Raw genomic sequence first — 15,600 nt, forward strand, 5'->3', positions numbered from 1 at the left:
GGTGCCCCCGGTCCCGGAGAGTTCCGGAACCGGGGGCACCGCCCGCGCGAAGGGCGTCAGCCCTGGTCCTGGCCGCCCACGTGGTGGACGCGGACCATGTTGGTGGTGCCGGGGACACCGGGGGGCGAGCCGGCCGTGATGACCATCGTGTCGCCCTCGTTGTAGCGGCCGAGCTTCAGCAGCTCCGAGTCGACCAGGTCGACCATCTCGTCCGTGGTGTCCACGTGCGGGACCACGTGGGCCTCGACGCCCCAGCTGAGCGCCAGCTGGTTGCGGGTGGACTCGTCCGTGGTGAAGGCCAGGATCGGCTGCGCCGCGCGATAGCGGGACAGCCGGCGGGCGGTGTCACCGGACTTGGTGAAGGCGACCAGCGCCTCGCCGCCCAGGAAGTCCGCGATCTCGCAGGCCGCGCGGGCCACCGAACCGCCCTGGGTACGGGGCTTCTTGCCCGGCACCAGCGGCTGGAGGCCCTTGGAGAGCAGCTCCTGCTCGGCGGCGACGACGATCTTCGACATGGTCTTGACCGTCTCGATCGGGTACGCGCCGACCGAGGACTCCGCGGAGAGCATGACCGCGTCCGCGCCGTCCAGGATCGCGTTGGCGACGTCGGACGCCTCGGCGCGGGTCGGACGGGAGTTGGTGATCATCGACTCCATCATCTGGGTCGCCACGATCACCGGCTTGGCGTTGCGCCGGCACAGCTCCACCAGGCGCTTCTGCACCATCGGGACGCGCTCCAGCGGGTATTCGACGGCGAGGTCGCCACGGGCGACCATCACACCGTCGAACGCCATGACGACGCCCTCCATGTGCTCGACGGCCTGCGGCTTCTCCACCTTGGCGATGACGGGGACCCGGCGGCCCTCCTCGTCCATCACCTTGTGGACGTCCTTGACGTCGTCGGCGTCGCGGACGAAGGAGAGCGCGACCATGTCGGCGCCCATCCGGAGCGCGAAGCGCAGGTCCTCGACGTCCTTCTCGGACAGGGCCGGGACGTTGACGGCGGCACCCGGCAGGTTGATCCCCTTGTGGTCGGAGATCACCCCGCCCTCGATGACGATGGTGTGGACCCGGGGGCCCTCGACGGAGACGACCTTCAGCTCGACGTTGCCGTCGTTGATCAGGATCGGGTCGCCCTTGGCGACGTCACCGGGCAGACCCTTGTAGGTCGTGCCGCAGATCGACTTGTCCCCGGGGACGTCCTCGGCGGTGATGACGAACTCGTCCCCGCGGACCAGCTCGACCGGACCCTCGGCGAACTTCGCCAGGCGGATCTTCGGGCCCTGGAGGTCGGCGAGCACGCCGACCGCCCGCCCGGTCTCGGCGGCGGCCTTGCGGACCCGGTCGTAACGACCCTGGTGTTCCGCGTGGGAGCCGTGACTGAAGTTGAAACGGGCCACGCTCATGCCGGCCTCGATCAGAGCGACGAGCTGCTCGTGGGAGTCGACGGCGGGGCCGAGGGTGCAGACGATTTTGGAACGGCGCATGAGGCGGATCCTATCGGTTTGTTTCGCTGCGGAATATTCCGGCTGGTGGAAGATACAAAAGGGCGGAGGCCCGCTCAGTTGTCGACCAGTGCGAAGGTCTGGGTGGCGATCTCCAGCTCCTCGTCGGTCGGCACCACGGCGACCGCGACCCGTGCGTAATCCGGCGAGATCAGCCGCGGTACGCCGGACCGTACGGCGTTGAGATCCGCGTCCACCGCGAGGCCCATTTCCTCCAGACCGGCGATGGCGGCCTCGCGCACCGGGGCCGAGTTCTCGCCCACCCCCGCCGTGAAGACCACGGCGTCCACCCGGCCGAGGACCGCCGCATAGGCGCCGATGTACTTCTTCAGCCGGTGGACGTAGATGTCGAAGGCGAGCGCGGCCCGCTCGTCGCCCTCGTCCACCCGGCGCCGGATCTCCCGCATGTCGTTGTCACCGCACAGCCCCACCAGGCCGCTCTTCTTGTTGAGCAGGACGTCGATCTCGTCCGCCGACATCCCCGCCACCCGCTTCAGATGGAAGGTGACGGCCGGATCGATGTCCCCGGACCGGGTACCCATCACCAGCCCCTCCAAGGGGGTCAGGCCCATCGACGTCTCCACGCACCGCCCGCCCGCGACCGCCGAGGCGGACGCCCCGTTGCCCAGGTGCAGCACGATGACGTTGACGTCCGCCGGCTCCTTGCCCAGCAGCTCGGCCGCCTTGCGGGAGACGTACGCGTGCGAGGTGCCGTGGAAGCCGTAGCGGCGGATGCGGTGGGCGTCGGCCGTCTCCACGTCGATCGCGTACCGCGCCGCGTACTCCGGCATCGTCGTGTGGAACGCCGTGTCGAACACCGCCACCTGCGGCAGGTCCGGGCGGAGCGCCTGGGCGGTGCGGATGCCCGTGATGTTGGCCGGGTTGTGCAGCGGCGCCACCGGGACCAGCCGCTCGATCTCCTTGAGCACGTCGTCGGTGATCACGGTCGGCTCGGTGAACCGCAGCCCGCCGTGCACCACCCGGTGCCCGATCGCCGCGAGATCGGGGGAGTCCAGGCCGAGCCCGTCGGCCGCCAGCTCCTCGGCCGCCGCCTTCAGCGCCTCGTCGTGGTCGGCGATCCGGCCCCCGCGCTCCCGGGGCTCGCCGCCCCCGGCCAGCGGGGTGTGGACGAGCCGGGAGGTCTCCTCGCCGATCCGCTCGACCAGACCGGACGCCAGCCGGGAGCGGTCGGCCATGTCGAGCAGCTGGTACTTCACGGAGGACGAGCCGGAGTTGAGCACGAGCACCCGGCTCGGCTTCCCGGCCGCCGCCGCGTCTTCGGTGTTCGGGGTGGTCATGCGGGTCACTCCTCGCCCTGGGCCTGGATCGCGGTGATGGCCACGGTATTCACGATGTCCTGCACGAGCGCGCCCCGGGACAGGTCGTTGACCGGCTTGCGCAGCCCCTGGAGGACCGGCCCCACCGCCACCGCGCCCGCCGAGCGCTGCACGGCCTTGTACGTGTTGTTGCCGGTGTTGAGGTCCGGGAAGATCAGGACCGTCGCCTGCCCGGCCACCTCCGACTCCGGCAGCTTCGTCGCGGCCACGCTCGGCTCGACCGCCGCGTCGTACTGGATGGGCCCCTCGATCCTCAGGTCCGGGCGGCTCCCGCGCACCCGGTCCGTCGCCTCGCGCACCTTGTCCACGTCGGCGCCGGTGCCCGAGGTCCCCGTCGAGTACGACAGCATCGCGATCCGGGGGTCGACGCCGAACCGGGCGGCCGTGGCCGCGGCCTGCACCGCGATGTCCGCGAGCTGCTCGGCGTCCGGGTCCGGGTTGACCGCGCAGTCGCCGTACACCAGCACCTTGTCGGCGAGGCACATGAAGAAGACCGAGGAGACGATCGAGGCGTCGGGCTTGGTCTTGATGATCTCGAAGGCGGGCCGGATCGTCGCCGCCGTGGAGTGCACCGCCCCGGAGACCATCCCGTCGGCCAGGCCCTCCTGGACCATCAGGGTGCCGAAGTAGTTGACGTCCGAGACCACGTCGTACGCCAGCTCGACCGTCACCCCGCGGTGCGCCCGCAGCTGTGCGTACCGCTCGGCGAACGACTGGCGCAGCTCCGAGGTCTGCGGGTCGATGAGCTGGGTCTCGGCCAGGTCGATGCCGAGGTCGGCGGCCTTCTTGCGGATGGTGTCCGGGTCGCCGAGCAGCGTGAGGTCGCAGACGTCCCGGCGCATCAGCACGTCCGCCGCCCGCAGCACCCGCTCCTCGGTGCCCTCCGGCAGCACCACCCGGCGCCGGTCCGCGCGCGCCTGCTCCAGCAGCTCGTGCTCGAACATCATCGGCGTGACCCGGCCGCTGCGGGCGACCGAGACCCGGTCGAGGAGGGCGGCGGTGTCGACATGGCGCTCGAAGAGGCCGAGCGCGGTCTCCGCCTTGCGCGGGGTCGCCGCGTTGAGCCTGCCCTCCAGGGCGAAGAGCTCCGCGGCGGTCGGGAAGGAGCCGCCGGCCACCGAGACGACCGGGGTGCCCGGTGCGAGCCGCGCGGCCAGCGTGAGTATCTCCTCGCCGGGCCGCTCGTCCAGGGTGAGCAGCACCCCGGCGATCGGCGGCGTCCCGGCGCTGTGCGCGGCGAGCGAGCCGATCACCAGGTCGGCGCGGTCCCCGGGCGTGACCACCATGCACCCCGGGGTCAGCGCCTTCAGCAGGTTCGGCAGCATCGCGCCGCCGAAGACGAAGTCCAGCGCGTCCCGGGCGAGCCCGGAGTCGTCGCCGAGGAGCACCGTGCCGCCCAGGGCCGCGGTGATCTGGGCGACCGTCGGCGCCGAGAGGGCCGGCTCGTCCGGCAGCACCGAGCAGGGGACCGGCAGGGTCGCGGCGAGGCGTTCCGCGACGACGTCCCGGTCGGCGGGGGCCACCCGGTTCACGATCATCGCGAGCACATCGCAGCCCAGGCCGGAGTAGGCCCGGTACGCGTTGCGGGTCTCGGCGCGCACCGACTCCGCGTTCTGGTCCTGGCCGCCGACCACCGCGATCACCGAGGCGCCGAACTCGTTGGCCAGGCGGGCGTTGAGCGCCAGCTCGTCGGGGAGCTGGGTGCCGGCGTAATCGGTGCCGAGGACGAGCACCACCTCGTAGTCGACGGCCACCCGGTGGAAGCGCTCGACGAGCAGGGAGACGAGTTCGTCGGTGCCCTGCTCGGCCTGGATGGCGGACGCCTCGTGGTAATCCATCCCGTAGACCGTGCCCGGGTCCTGGGAGAGCCGGTAGCGGGCCCGCAGCAGCTCGAACAGCCGGTCGGGGTCGTCGTGCACCAGGGGGCGGAACACCCCGACCCGGTCCACCTGGCGGGTCAGCAGCTCCATGACGCCCAGGTCCACGACCTGGCGGCCGTCTCCCCGGTCGATCCCGGTCACGTACACGCTGCGCGTCACGCGTGCTCTCCCGTCGTCTCTGGTCCGGTATGGTGCCCGGTTCGAGTGGCAATCGCCCGTTTGACGATACCCGTGGGGGCCGAGGGGCCGCCCGCCGGACGACTGCCCCGCGCAGGCGCGCGCAGGCGGCACCGGAGCGGCCGGGAGCGCGAGCCGCGCGCCCGGCGTGGGACACTCGTCGTGACTCACGGTACGGGGCAAGCCGTAGAAGCCCCCGTTCCGGACGCCAAAACGGACGGGCCCAGCGAGCAGGAGACGGAACAGGATGCGCATCGGAGTTCTCACCGCAGGCGGCGACTGCCCCGGCCTGAACGCAGTGATCCGTTCGGTCGTCCACCGGGCCGTCGTCGGCCACGGCGACGAGGTCATCGGCTTCGAGGACGGCTTCAAGGGCCTCCTCGACGGGCACTTCAGGCCCCTCGACCTGAACGCGGTCAGCGGCATCCTCGCCCGCGGCGGCACCATCCTCGGCTCGGCCCGCCTGGAGCGCGCCCGGCTGCGTGAGGCCGCCGAGAACTGCGCCGAGCTGAGCCGCCGTTACGGCATGGACGCGCTGATCCCGATCGGCGGCGAGGGCACGCTGACCGCCGCCCGGATGCTCGCGGACGCCGGGATGCCCGTCGTCGGCGTCCCGAAGACCATCGACAACGACATCTCCTCCACCGACCGCACGTTCGGCTTCGACACCGCCGTGGGCGTCGCGACGGAGGCCATAGACCGTCTGAAGACGACCGCCGAGTCCCACCAGCGCGTGATGGTGGTCGAGGTGATGGGCCGCCACGCGGGCTGGATCGCCCTGGAGTCCGGCATGGCCGGCGGCGCCCACGGCATCTGCCTCCCCGAGCGCAAGTTCGAGGTGGCCGACCTGGTCAAGATGGTCGAGGAGCGCTTCGCGCGCGGCAAGAAGTTCGCCGTCATCTGCGTCGCCGAGGGCGCGCACCCGGCCGAGGGCTCGATGCCGTACGCCAAGGGCGAGATCGACCAGTTCGGACACGAGCGGTTCCAGGGCATCGGCAACCGCCTGGCCGTCGAGCTGGAGAAGCGGCTCGGCAAGGAGGCCCGCCCGGTCATCCTCGGCCACGTCCAGCGCGGCGGCACCCCGACCGCGTACGACCGCGTCCTCGCCACCCGCTTCGGCTGGCACGCGGTCGAGGCCGCGCACCGGGGCGACTTCGGCCGGATGACCGCGCTGCGCGGCAACGACATCGTGATGGTCCCGCTCGCCGAGGCGGTCACCCAGCTCAAGACGGTCCCGCTGGACCGGATGCACGAGGCCGAGTCGGTCTTCTGAGTCCGTTGCGCCGGAGGGCCGGCCGCCGTTACGCCGGAGGGCCGGCCGCCTCCCAGAAGCGGGGCACGATCCCGGCGAGGAAGGCCCGGCCCTCCTCGCCGGTGTTGCCCGGCCGGTCCGTGCCCGCGCTGCTCCAGCTCAGCGTGGAGACCATCAGCGCCTGGTAGTCGCCGTGCAGCCGCTCCAGCACCTCCTGGATCCGGCGCCGGTCCACCGGCACCAGCTTGGCCACCGGCCGGCTGTACGCCTGCCACCGCGTCGTCACCGCGCTGCGCAGCAGCTCCGCCAGCTCCTCCTCGCGCCCGGTCGCCGTCACGAAGTCCGCGGGCGTCAGGCCCAGCGCCTCGCTCAGCGCGGCGGACTGGCGCTCGTTGCCCCGCCACCGCCCCGACTCCTCCATCCGCAGATACGCGGAGGCGGCCATCCCCAGCCGGGCGGCCAGCTCGTCCGGCGACAGCTCCCGGGAGACCCGGTGCTCGCGCAGGCTGCGCGCGGCCGTCAGCAGCTCGCCCGGGGCGCACCACAGCACCCCGGCCAGTGCGGTGAGTTCGTATTCCGAGGGGAGCGCGAGCCCGCGCTCCCAGGCGGCCACCGTCTCGGCGGTGATCCGTAGTCCGTACTGAGCGCCGAGACCGTAGGCGACATGGCCGGGAGCCATACCCAGGGCCTCGCGGAGTCTTCGCGCGGCGGGGGCGTTGAAAGGCGGAGAGGGGTGCACGGGGACACCGTAAGGAGGTCGGCGCCCCTCTGACTACGGTGTGTTCACCCGAGAACACGGCTCATAGGAAGGTCCTAGGTACAAAAGCCGCACCACGGGACCGGTCGCCCCGGCTCAGTGCCCCTCCGGCCGCCACCGGTAGTGCAGCTCGGGGCGCCCCACCTGCCCGTACTGCGGACTGCGCACCGCCCGCCCCGCCGTCACCAGGTGCTCCAGATAGCGGCGCGCGGTGATCCGCGAGATCCCCAGCTCCAGACCCGCCGCCGAGGCCGTCAGACCGTCCGGGGCCGCCCGCAGCGCCCCGGTCACCGACTCCAGGGTCGGACCGCTCAGCCCCTTGGGCAGCCGGGCCGGCTCCGGGGCGCGCAGCGCGGCGAGCGCCCGGTCCACCTCGTCCTGCCCGCTCGCCTCACCGGCCGCCGCCCGGAACTCCGCGTACCGCACGAGCCGGTCCCGCAGCGTGGCGAAGGTGAACGGCTTCAGCACGTACTGCACGACGCCCAGCGAGACCCCTTCCCGGACCACGCCCAGGTCGCGGGCCGAGGTCACCGCGATCACGTCCGCCGAGTGCCCGGCCGCCCGCAGCGAGCGCAGCAGCTGGAGCCCGTGCCCGTCGGGCAGATAGAGGTCCAGGAGCAGCAGGTCCACCGGGGTGCGTTCCAGCGCCCGGACCGCCTCGGCGCGCGTGTGCGCCACGGCGGACACCGCGAAGCCCGGCACCCGGCCCACGTACAGCTGATGGGCGTCGGCCGCGACCGGGTCGTCCTCCACGACCAGCACCCGGATCACGCGCGCACCCCCGCTGCCAGCGGCAGCCGTACGGTGAACTCCGCGCCCCCGTCCGGACCCCGCTCCAGCGCCACCGCCCCGCCGCCCCGGTGCGCCGCCTGCCGGACCAGCGCCAGGCCGAGGCCGCGCCCCGCGCCGTGCGTCGACCAGCCGGCCCGGAACACCTCGGCCGCGTCCGCCGGATCGACCCCGGCCCCGTTGTCCGCGACGCGCAGCAGCAGTTCGCCCCCTTCGGCGAGCGCGGTGACCGTGACCCGGCCGCGCACGGGCGCCTCCTGGGTCACCGCGTCCACCGCGTTGTCGATCAGATTGCCGAGGATGGTCACCAGATCGCGGGCGGGGAGCGAGGCGGGCAGGGCGCCGTCGTCTATCAGGCTGTCCTCCGCGAGCACCAGCTCCACGCCCCGCTCGTTCGCCTGCGCCGCCTTGCCCAGGAGCAGGGCGGCGAGCACCGGTTCGGCGACCGCGCCCACCACCCGGTCGGTGAGCGCCTGGGCCAGCTCCAATTCGGCCGTGGCGAAGCCCACCGCCTCGTCCGCCCGGCCCAGCTCGATCAGCGAGACCACGGTGTGCAGCCGGTTCGCCGCCTCGTGCGCCTGGGAACGCAGCGCCCGCGTGAAACCGCGCTCCGAGTCCAGCTCCCCGGAGAGCGCCTGGAGCTCGGTGTGGTCGCGCAGGGTCACCACGGTCCCGCGCCGCTCGCCGCCGACCACCGGGCGGGTGTTGACGACGATCACCCGGTCCGCCGTCAGGTGCACCTCGTCCACCCGCTCCTCGGAGGCGAGCAGCGCCCCGGTCAGCGGGGCCGGCAGATCGAGGTCGGCGACCCGGCGGCCCACCGCGCCCGGGGCCAGGCCGAGCAGGTCCCGGCCCGCGTCGTTGACCAGGGCGATCCGGCGCTGCCCGTCCAGCATCAGCAGCCCCTCGCGCACCGCGTGCAGGGTCGCCTCGTGGTAGTCGTGCATCCGGCTCAGCTCCGCCGCGTTCATCCCGTGCGTGTGCCGCCGCAGCCGCGCGTTGATCACGTACGTGCCGAGCCCGCCGAGCACCAGGGCCGCGCCGGCCGCCAGCGCCAGGGCGCCCAGCTGCGCCCGCACCTGCGAGGAGACCCGGTCCACGGTGATGCCCGCGCTGACCAGCCCGGTGATCCGGCCGCCGTCGCGGACCGGGGTGACGACCCGGATGGAGGGCCCGAGCGTGCCGGTGTACGTCTCCGAGAAGGTCTCGCCGCGCAGCGCCCGGGCGGTGTGCCCGAGGAAGGTCTCGCCGATGCGGTCGGCGTCCGGGTGCGTCCAGCGGACCCGGTCCGGGCTCATGATCGTGATGAAGGCGATCCCGGTGTCCTTGCGCACCCGCTCCGCGTACGGCTGGAGCGCGGCGGACGGGTCGTCGCCGCGGATCGCCTCGCGGACGGACGGCGATCCGGCCACCGAGAGGGCCACCGCCCGCACCTGCCGCGCCGCCGTCTCCTCGGCCTGGCCGCGCCCGGAGACGTACGCGAAGAACGCGCACCCCGCCACGACGGCCGCCACCAGCACCACCTGCCACGCGAACAGCTGGCCGGCCAGGCTGCGCGGTCGGGTACGGGGGAAACGCATCCCATCAGTGTGCCTGGCCGAAAACGTATGAACGAAATGCACGCAACGGTGACCGGGGTCACAGCGGGCGGGATAGTCGCCGGGACCCCCGGCACGGGGGTGGGACGACGACGACCCGAGGAGACCCCCGTGGCAGTGAACGCCGCCGAAGCGGAACGCACCAAGCCGGACCGTACGAAGTATCTGTATCTCGCCGTGATCGTGGCCGTGGGCCTCGGCATCCTCGTGGGCTTCGTCGCCCCCGACGTCGCCGTCGAGCTCAAGCCCATCGGCACCGGGTTCGTGAACCTGATCAAGATGATGATCTCGCCGATCATCTTCTGCACTATCGTCCTGGGCGTCGGCTCGGTCCGCAAGGCCGCCAAGGTCGGGGCGGTCGGCGGCCTCGCCCTCGGCTACTTCCTCGTCATGTCGACGGTGGCGCTGGCCATCGGTCTGATCGTCGGCAACATCCTGGAGCCCGGCTCCGGCCTCCACATCACCGAGGCGGTCCGCGCCGCCGGGGAGAAGCAGGCCGAGGGGGCCGGCGAGTCCACCACGGACTTCCTGCTCGGCATCATCCCGACCACCCTGGTCTCCGCCTTCACCGAGGGCGAGGTCCTCCAGACCCTGCTGATCGCCCTGCTCGCGGGCTTCGCCCTCCAGGCCCTGGGCCGGACCGGCGAGCCGGTGCTGCGCGGCATCGCGCACATCCAGCGCCTCGTCTTCCGCATCCTCGCCATGATCATGTGGGCGGCGCCCATCGGTGCGTTCGGTGCGATGGCCGCGGTGGTCGGCGAGACCGGTGTGGACGCGCTGAAGGCCCTCGCGGTCATCATGATCGGCTTCTACGTCACCTGCGCGCTCTTCGTCTTCGTGGTGCTCGGCGCGATCCTGCGCCTGGTCGCGGGGGTCAACATCTTCGCGCTGCTGAAGTACCTCGGCCGGGAGTTCCTGCTGATCCTGTCCACCTCCTCCTCGGAGTCGGCGCTGCCCCGGCTGATCGCGAAGATGGAGCACATGGGCGTCAGCAAGCCCGTCGTCGGCATCACCGTGCCGACCGGCTACTCCTTCAACCTGGACGGCACCGCGATCTACCTCACGATGGCCTCGCTGTTCATCGCCAACGCCACGGGCGACCCGCTGAGCATCGGTGAGCAGATCTCCCTGCTGGTCTTCATGGTCATCGCCTCCAAGGGCGCGGCGGGCGTCACCGGCGCCGGTCTCGCCACGCTGGCCGGCGGCCTCCAGTCGCACCGCCCCGAGCTGGTCGACGGCGTCGGCCTGATCGTCGGCATCGACCGCTTCATGAGCGAGGCCCGCGCCCTCACCAACTTCGCGGGCAACGCGGTCGCCACGGTCCTCGTCGGCACCTGGACCAAGGAGATCGACCGCGAGCGGGTGGACCAAGTCCTCTCCGGCGCGGTTCCCTTCGACGAGAAGATGCTCAGCGACGAGGGCCCCGCCGAGCCGTACGTCCCCGAGGCCCGGGAGGGCGGCGAGGACCGGCCCTCGCTCACCAAGGTCTGACGCCCTTGCCTTGACGTCGGCGTCAAGGATTACGGTCGCGGTATGCGAATCGGGGAGCTGGCCGAACGGGCCGGGACGACGACGCGGACGCTGCGCTACTACGAGTCGCGCGGGCTGCTGCCCGCACGGCGCGCGGTGAACGGCTACCGCACGTACGACGAGAGCGACCTCAGGCTCATCCAGCAGATCCGGACCCTCCAGGACTTCGGGTTCGACCTGGAGGAGACCCGGCCCTTCGTGGAGTGCCTGCGCGCCGGGCACCCCGCAGGGGACTCCTGCCCCGCCTCGCTCGCCGTCTACCGGCGCAAACTCGGCGAGCTCGACAAGCTCATCGAGCAGCTGCAAGCCGTCCGCACGGAGGTGGGCGTCCAGCTGGCCCGCGCCGAGCTGGAGGCGTCCGCCGAGCTGCCCGGCGGCCCCGAACCACGCTGCGAACTGGGAGGATGACAGATGATCCACGTAACGGGTGTCGACGAGCTCACCGACGAGACCTTCGACACCGAGGTACGGGGGGAGACCCGGCCCGTCCTGGTGGAGTTCACCGCCGACTGGTGCGGCCCCTGCCGCCAGCTCGCCCCGGTCCTGGGCGCCATCGCCGACGAGGAGCGCGAACGGCTCCGCGTCGTCCAGATCGACGTCGACCGCAACCCGGGGATCAGCACCCGGTACGGCGTCCTCTCGATGCCGACCCTGATGGTGTTCCGGGACGGCGAACCGGTGAAGTCCATGGTCGGAGCCCGCCCGAAGCGCCGGCTCCTCCAGGAGCTGGAGGACGTGCTCTGACCGCCCGAGGGGGCGGGGCCACCAGGCCCCGCCCCCTCGTCGCGTCACCGCGTCACGCCGGCTTGAACCACACCGTCGCCAGCGGCGGCAGCGTCAGCGACACGCTCGACGGCCTGCCGTGGGACGGCACGTCCTCCGGCTTCAGCGGTTCCTCGTTGACCACCCCGCCGCCCCCGTACCGGGCCGCGTCCGTGTTCAGGACCTCCGCCCACAGCCGGGGCCCCTCCGGCACCCCGAGCCGGTAGTCGTGCCGGACCACCGGTGAGAAGTTGGAGACCGCCAGCAGCGGCGCGCCCTTCGCGTCGTGGCGCAGGAACGCGAACACGTTGTCCTCCGCCGCGCCCCCGTCCACCCAGGCGAAGCCCTCCGGACGGGTGTCGCGCTGCCAGAGCGCGGGCGTCGCCCCGTACACCTTGTTGAGGTCGCCGACCAGCTCCCGCACCCCGCGGTGGTCGCCGGACGCCTCGTACGCCGGGTCCAGCAGCCACCAGTCCGGGCCGTGGCCCTCCGACCACTCCGCGCCCTGTGCGAACTCCTGCCCCATGAACAGCAGTTGCTTGCCCGGATGGGCCCACATGAAGCCCAGGTACGCGCGGTGGTTGGCGCGCTGCTGCCACCAGTCGCCCGGCATCTTGGAGACCAGCGCCTGCTTGCCGTGCACCACCTCGTCGTGCGAGATCGGCAGCACGTAGTTCTCGCTGTACGCGTACACCATCGAGAACGTCATCTCGTTGTGGTGGTACTTGCGGTGCACCGGCTCCTTGGAGACGTACACCAGCGAGTCGTGCATCCAGCCCATGTTCCACTTCAGCCCGAACCCGAGCCCGCCGTGGTCGGTGGCCCGGGTCACGCCGTCCCAGGCGGTCGACTCCTCGGCGATGGTGACCACGCCCGGATTGCGCCGGTAGACCGTGGCGTTCATCTCCTGGAGGAAGGCGACCGCGTCCAGGTTCTCCCGCCCGCCGAACTCATTCGGCGACCACTGGCCGTCCTCGCGCGAGTAGTCCAGATAGAGCATCGAGGCCACCGCGTCCACCCGCAGCCCGTCGATGTGGAACTGCTCGCACCAGTACGTGGCGTTGGCGACCAGGAAGTTGCGCACCTCGGTCCGCCCGTAGTCGAACTCCAGCGTCCCCCAGTCCGGGTGCGCGGCCCGCCTCGGGTCCTCGTGCTCGTACAGCGGCCGCCCGTCGAACTCCGCGAGCGCCCAGTCGTCGCGCGGGAAGTGCGCCGGCACCCAGTCCATGATCACGCCGATCCCGGCCCGGTGCAGCGCGTCCACCAGGAAGCGGAAGTCGTCCGGCGAGCCCATCCGGGAGGTCGGCGCGTAGAACCCGGTGACCTGGTAGCCCCAGGAGCCGCCGAAGGGGTGCTCCGACACCGGCATCAGCTCGACATGCGTGAAGCCCAGCTCCTTCACGTACGCGGGCAGTTGCTCCGCCAGCTGCCGGTACGAGAGACCGGGCCGCCAGGACGCCAGGTGCACCTCGTACACCGAGAACGGCGCCTCGTGCACCGGCACGTTCCCGCGGTTCGCCATCCACTCCTGGTCCTGCCACTCGTGGTGCGCGGCCGTCACCACCGAGGCGGTGGCGGGCGGAACCTCGGTGTGCCGGGCCATCGGGTCCGAGCGCGTCGTGTGCGAACCGTCCGGGCGGCAGATGTCGAACTTGTACAGCGCGCCCTCCCCGGTCCCCGGCAGGAACAGCTCCCACACCCCGGACGAGCCCAGCGACCGCATCGGGAAGCCCGTGCCGTCCCAGTAGTTGAAGTCACCGCACACCCGCACGCCCCGGGCGTTCGGCGCCCACACCGTGAACCGCGTCCCGGCGACCCCCTGGTGCTCCATCGGCCGCGCCCCGAGCGCGGTCCACAGCTCCTCGTGCCGCCCCTCCCGGATCAGGTGCAGATCCAGCTCCCCGAGCGCGGGCAGGAAGCGGTACGGGTCGTGGACCTCGATCTCGTTGTCCTCGTACGTCACCAGCAGCCGGTACTCCGGCACCGAGGGCAGCGGCAGCACCCCGGAGAACAGTCCGTCCCCGTCGCTGTGCAGCGGCGCCCGCAGCCCCTTCGCGAGCACGGTGACCGCGCGGGCGAACGGGCGCAGCACCCGGATCTCCACCCCGTCGCCCACCTGGTGCGCGCCCAGCAGATCGTGCGGGGCGTGGTGCTCGCCGGCCAGCAGCCTGCCCCGGTCGGCGTCGTGCAGCGGGGCGGCCGGGCGCAGCTCCTGGCTGCCGGCGCTACGGGGCTTGGGCGGCGCGGCGGCCTTCTTCGCGCGCTTGGGCGGGGCGGCGGCGGCCCCCGTGGCGGGGGTCTTCCTCGGGGCGCGCTTCTTCGCGGGCGGCCCGGCCTGTGGCGAGGACAGGGTGGCGGCGATCGGTTCCTCGGCGAGCGGGAGCTCGGCGGCGGGTGCGGCGGGCTCGGACTTGCGGGACGGCTTGCGGGCGGTCACAGGGACAGCCTCCTCGGAGGTGTTGGCGGGGCGGTACGGGGGACGGGGCATCCTCAGCCGGAGGCCGAGGCCAGGCGGTGGATCGCGGCCATCGGGACCGGCAGCCAGTCGGGCCGGTGCCGGGCCTCGTACAGCACCTCGTACACCGCCTTGTCGGTCTCGTGGGCGCGCAGCAGCTCCGGCTCGGCGCGCGGGTCGGTGCCCGCCGCCTCGGCGTAGCCGTCGCAGTAGGCGTCCCGGCAGCGGGCGGCCCACTCGGGCTTCCAGGGTCGGTGCGAGCGGGCCGCGTAGTCGAAGGAGCGCAGCATCCCGGCGACATCGCGCACCGGGGGCTGCGGGCTGCGGCGCTCCGGGAGCGGCCGGGCCGGCTCGCCCTCGAAGTCGATCAGCGACCAGAAGCCGTCGGCGCCGCGCAGGGTCTGGCCGAGATGGAGGTCGCCGTGCACCCGCTGGGCGGCCCAGCTGCGCCCCCGGTGCCCGAGCGCGGCGACCGCGTCGAACGCGGTGCGCAGGCCGGGGACGTACGGGACCAGCTCCGGGACCGCGTGGGCGGCGGCCTCCAGGCGCTCCACCATGGCGGCCGCCAGCTCGTCGGTCTGGGAGCGGCGGAGCACCGGGGTGGGCAGGGCGGCGGCGAGCGCGGTGTGCACCTCGGCGGTGGCGCGGCCCAGCGCCCTCGCCTCGTCCAGGAAGTCGTGCCCGGTGGCGAGGGCGCGCAGGGCGAGCTGCCAGCCGTCCTGGGCGCCGCGCAGGAAGGGCTGGAGCACGCCGAGGGTCAGCCGTTCCGGGGTCGCCGCCTCGAACCAGGCGACCGGTGCCGGGACCCGCCCGCACCCCTCGCGGGAGAGCGCGAGCGGCAGTTCCAGGTCCGGGTTGGTGCCCGGGAAGACCCGGCGGAAGATTTTCAGGATGTACGCGTTGCCGTACACCAGCGAGGAGTTGGACTGCTCGGTGTCCAGCACCCGGGGCGGCAGGTCCTCCGGGATCGGCTCCGCGCCCCGGTCGAAGCGGACCGCGCCGAGCCGGCCGGGGGTGCGCAATCGTTCCAGCAGCAGCGAGGCGAGGCGGGCGTCGTGCAGCCCGTCGTAGACCGCGAGCCCGGCCAGCGGCCCGTCGGGCACCCGGCCGATGGCGGCGGGCGCGAGGTGCTGGGGCAGCGCGGAGCGGACGCCGAGGAGCAACTGGTAGCAGTCCACGGGGGGCTGGTCGGGCATCGTGGGCTGGTGGACCCGCACCAGGAGGTGCAGGAGCCCGGGGGCGGAGCCTTCGCCGCCGTCCACCGGCAGTATTTCGGTGGCCGAGACGAGCGAGAAGGCGGTGATGGACCGTCCCTTGCCCGCGAACCACCGCTGCCGGGGCAGCCATTCGTGGAGCAGCGGTCCGAGAGACGGAATCAGGGCTGTGCTGTTCGCCAGGGTGACCTGAGCGGATGCAGCCTCCGACATGGCATCGCGTCCTTTCCCCGGGCACACCACAGGATGCGAAGAGTGTCCCGGATTGCGGCATTGGCTGTCCGGCTGTGCGGGACGTGTCGGGTCAGGATGATCCGTACGGACTCGACATGCAGGGATCGAAA

At 72.5% G+C, this 15,600-nt stretch carries 12 protein-coding genes; 4 read left to right on the forward strand and 8 right to left on the reverse strand.

What is annotated here, in order from left to right; genetic code table 11:
* Positions 1-56: 56 nt before the first annotated feature.
* The 3 genes from pyk to pta form a co-directional block, all read right to left on the reverse strand.
* Entirely contained in the window at positions 57-1,487 is a 1,431-nt protein-coding gene (gene pyk / locus ACIQZN_RS03460; protein WP_403987835.1) for a pyruvate kinase, read from the reverse strand.
* 74 nt (positions 1,488-1,561) lie between these two features.
* Positions 1,562-2,803, reverse strand: a complete 1,242-nt coding sequence (locus ACIQZN_RS03465) for an acetate kinase (protein ID WP_403987838.1) — start codon at positions 2,801-2,803, stop codon at positions 1,562-1,564.
* A 5-nt stretch (positions 2,804-2,808) separates the two neighbouring features.
* Positions 2,809-4,881 (reverse strand): phosphate acetyltransferase, encoded by a 2,073-nt coding sequence (gene pta / locus ACIQZN_RS03470; protein WP_403987841.1) that lies wholly within the window; start codon positions 4,879-4,881, stop codon positions 2,809-2,811.
* Between the two features lie 265 nt (positions 4,882-5,146).
* Here pta and ACIQZN_RS03475 point away from each other — a divergent pair, with 265 nt between their 5' ends.
* Entirely contained in the window at positions 5,147-6,172 is a 1,026-nt protein-coding gene (locus ACIQZN_RS03475) for an ATP-dependent 6-phosphofructokinase (RefSeq protein WP_073963875.1), read from the forward strand.
* A gap of 28 nt (positions 6,173-6,200) precedes the next feature.
* Here the strand turns inward: ACIQZN_RS03475 and ACIQZN_RS03480 are convergent, their stop codons facing one another.
* The 3 genes from ACIQZN_RS03480 to ACIQZN_RS03490 form a co-directional block, all read right to left on the reverse strand.
* On the reverse strand, positions 6,201-6,830 hold the full coding sequence (locus ACIQZN_RS03480) for a helix-turn-helix domain-containing protein (RefSeq protein WP_403988439.1): 630 nt from the start codon (positions 6,828-6,830) through the stop codon (positions 6,201-6,203).
* Positions 6,831-7,004: 174 nt separating this feature from the next.
* Positions 7,005-7,679: a response regulator gene (locus ACIQZN_RS03485; protein WP_403987845.1), complete on the reverse strand. Its 675-nt coding sequence runs from the start codon at positions 7,677-7,679 to the stop codon at positions 7,005-7,007.
* On the reverse strand, positions 7,676-9,277 hold the full coding sequence (locus tag ACIQZN_RS03490; RefSeq protein ID WP_403987848.1) for an ATP-binding protein: 1,602 nt from the start codon (positions 9,275-9,277) through the stop codon (positions 7,676-7,678). Before ACIQZN_RS03490 ends, ACIQZN_RS03485 begins: the two co-directional genes overlap by 4 nt.
* Positions 9,278-9,412: 135 nt before the next feature.
* Between ACIQZN_RS03490 and ACIQZN_RS03495 the strand changes: the two genes are divergently transcribed.
* From ACIQZN_RS03495 to trxA, 3 genes are read left to right on the forward strand one after another with little or no spacing between them, the layout of a single operon-like run.
* Positions 9,413-10,786 carry a cation:dicarboxylate symporter family transporter gene (locus tag ACIQZN_RS03495; protein ID WP_403988441.1) on the forward strand — a complete coding sequence of 458 codons (1,374 nt, stop codon included), beginning with the start codon at positions 9,413-9,415 and terminating at the stop codon, positions 10,784-10,786.
* Between the two features lie 42 nt (positions 10,787-10,828).
* Entirely contained in the window at positions 10,829-11,233 is a 405-nt protein-coding gene (locus ACIQZN_RS03500; protein ID WP_403987851.1) for a MerR family transcriptional regulator, read from the forward strand.
* Positions 11,234-11,236: 3 nt separating this feature from the next.
* Positions 11,237-11,569 (forward strand): thioredoxin, encoded by a 333-nt coding sequence (trxA, locus tag ACIQZN_RS03505; protein WP_265540997.1) that lies wholly within the window; start codon positions 11,237-11,239, stop codon positions 11,567-11,569.
* A 52-nt stretch (positions 11,570-11,621) separates the two neighbouring features.
* On the opposite strand, the gene glgB is transcribed toward trxA, so the two are convergent.
* Entirely contained in the window at positions 11,622-14,024 is a 2,403-nt protein-coding gene (glgB, locus tag ACIQZN_RS03510) for a 1,4-alpha-glucan branching enzyme (protein ID WP_403987855.1), read from the reverse strand.
* A gap of 53 nt (positions 14,025-14,077) precedes the next feature.
* Positions 14,078-15,469, reverse strand: a complete 1,392-nt coding sequence (locus ACIQZN_RS03515) for a maltokinase (protein ID WP_403987858.1) — start codon at positions 15,467-15,469, stop codon at positions 14,078-14,080.
* Positions 15,470-15,600 lie beyond the last annotated feature (131 nt).

Origin of the sequence: Streptomyces sp. NPDC097595, from assembly GCF_044761525.1 — a bacterium.
Classification (GTDB): domain Bacteria; phylum Actinomycetota; class Actinomycetes; order Streptomycetales; family Streptomycetaceae; genus Streptomyces; species Streptomyces drozdowiczii_A.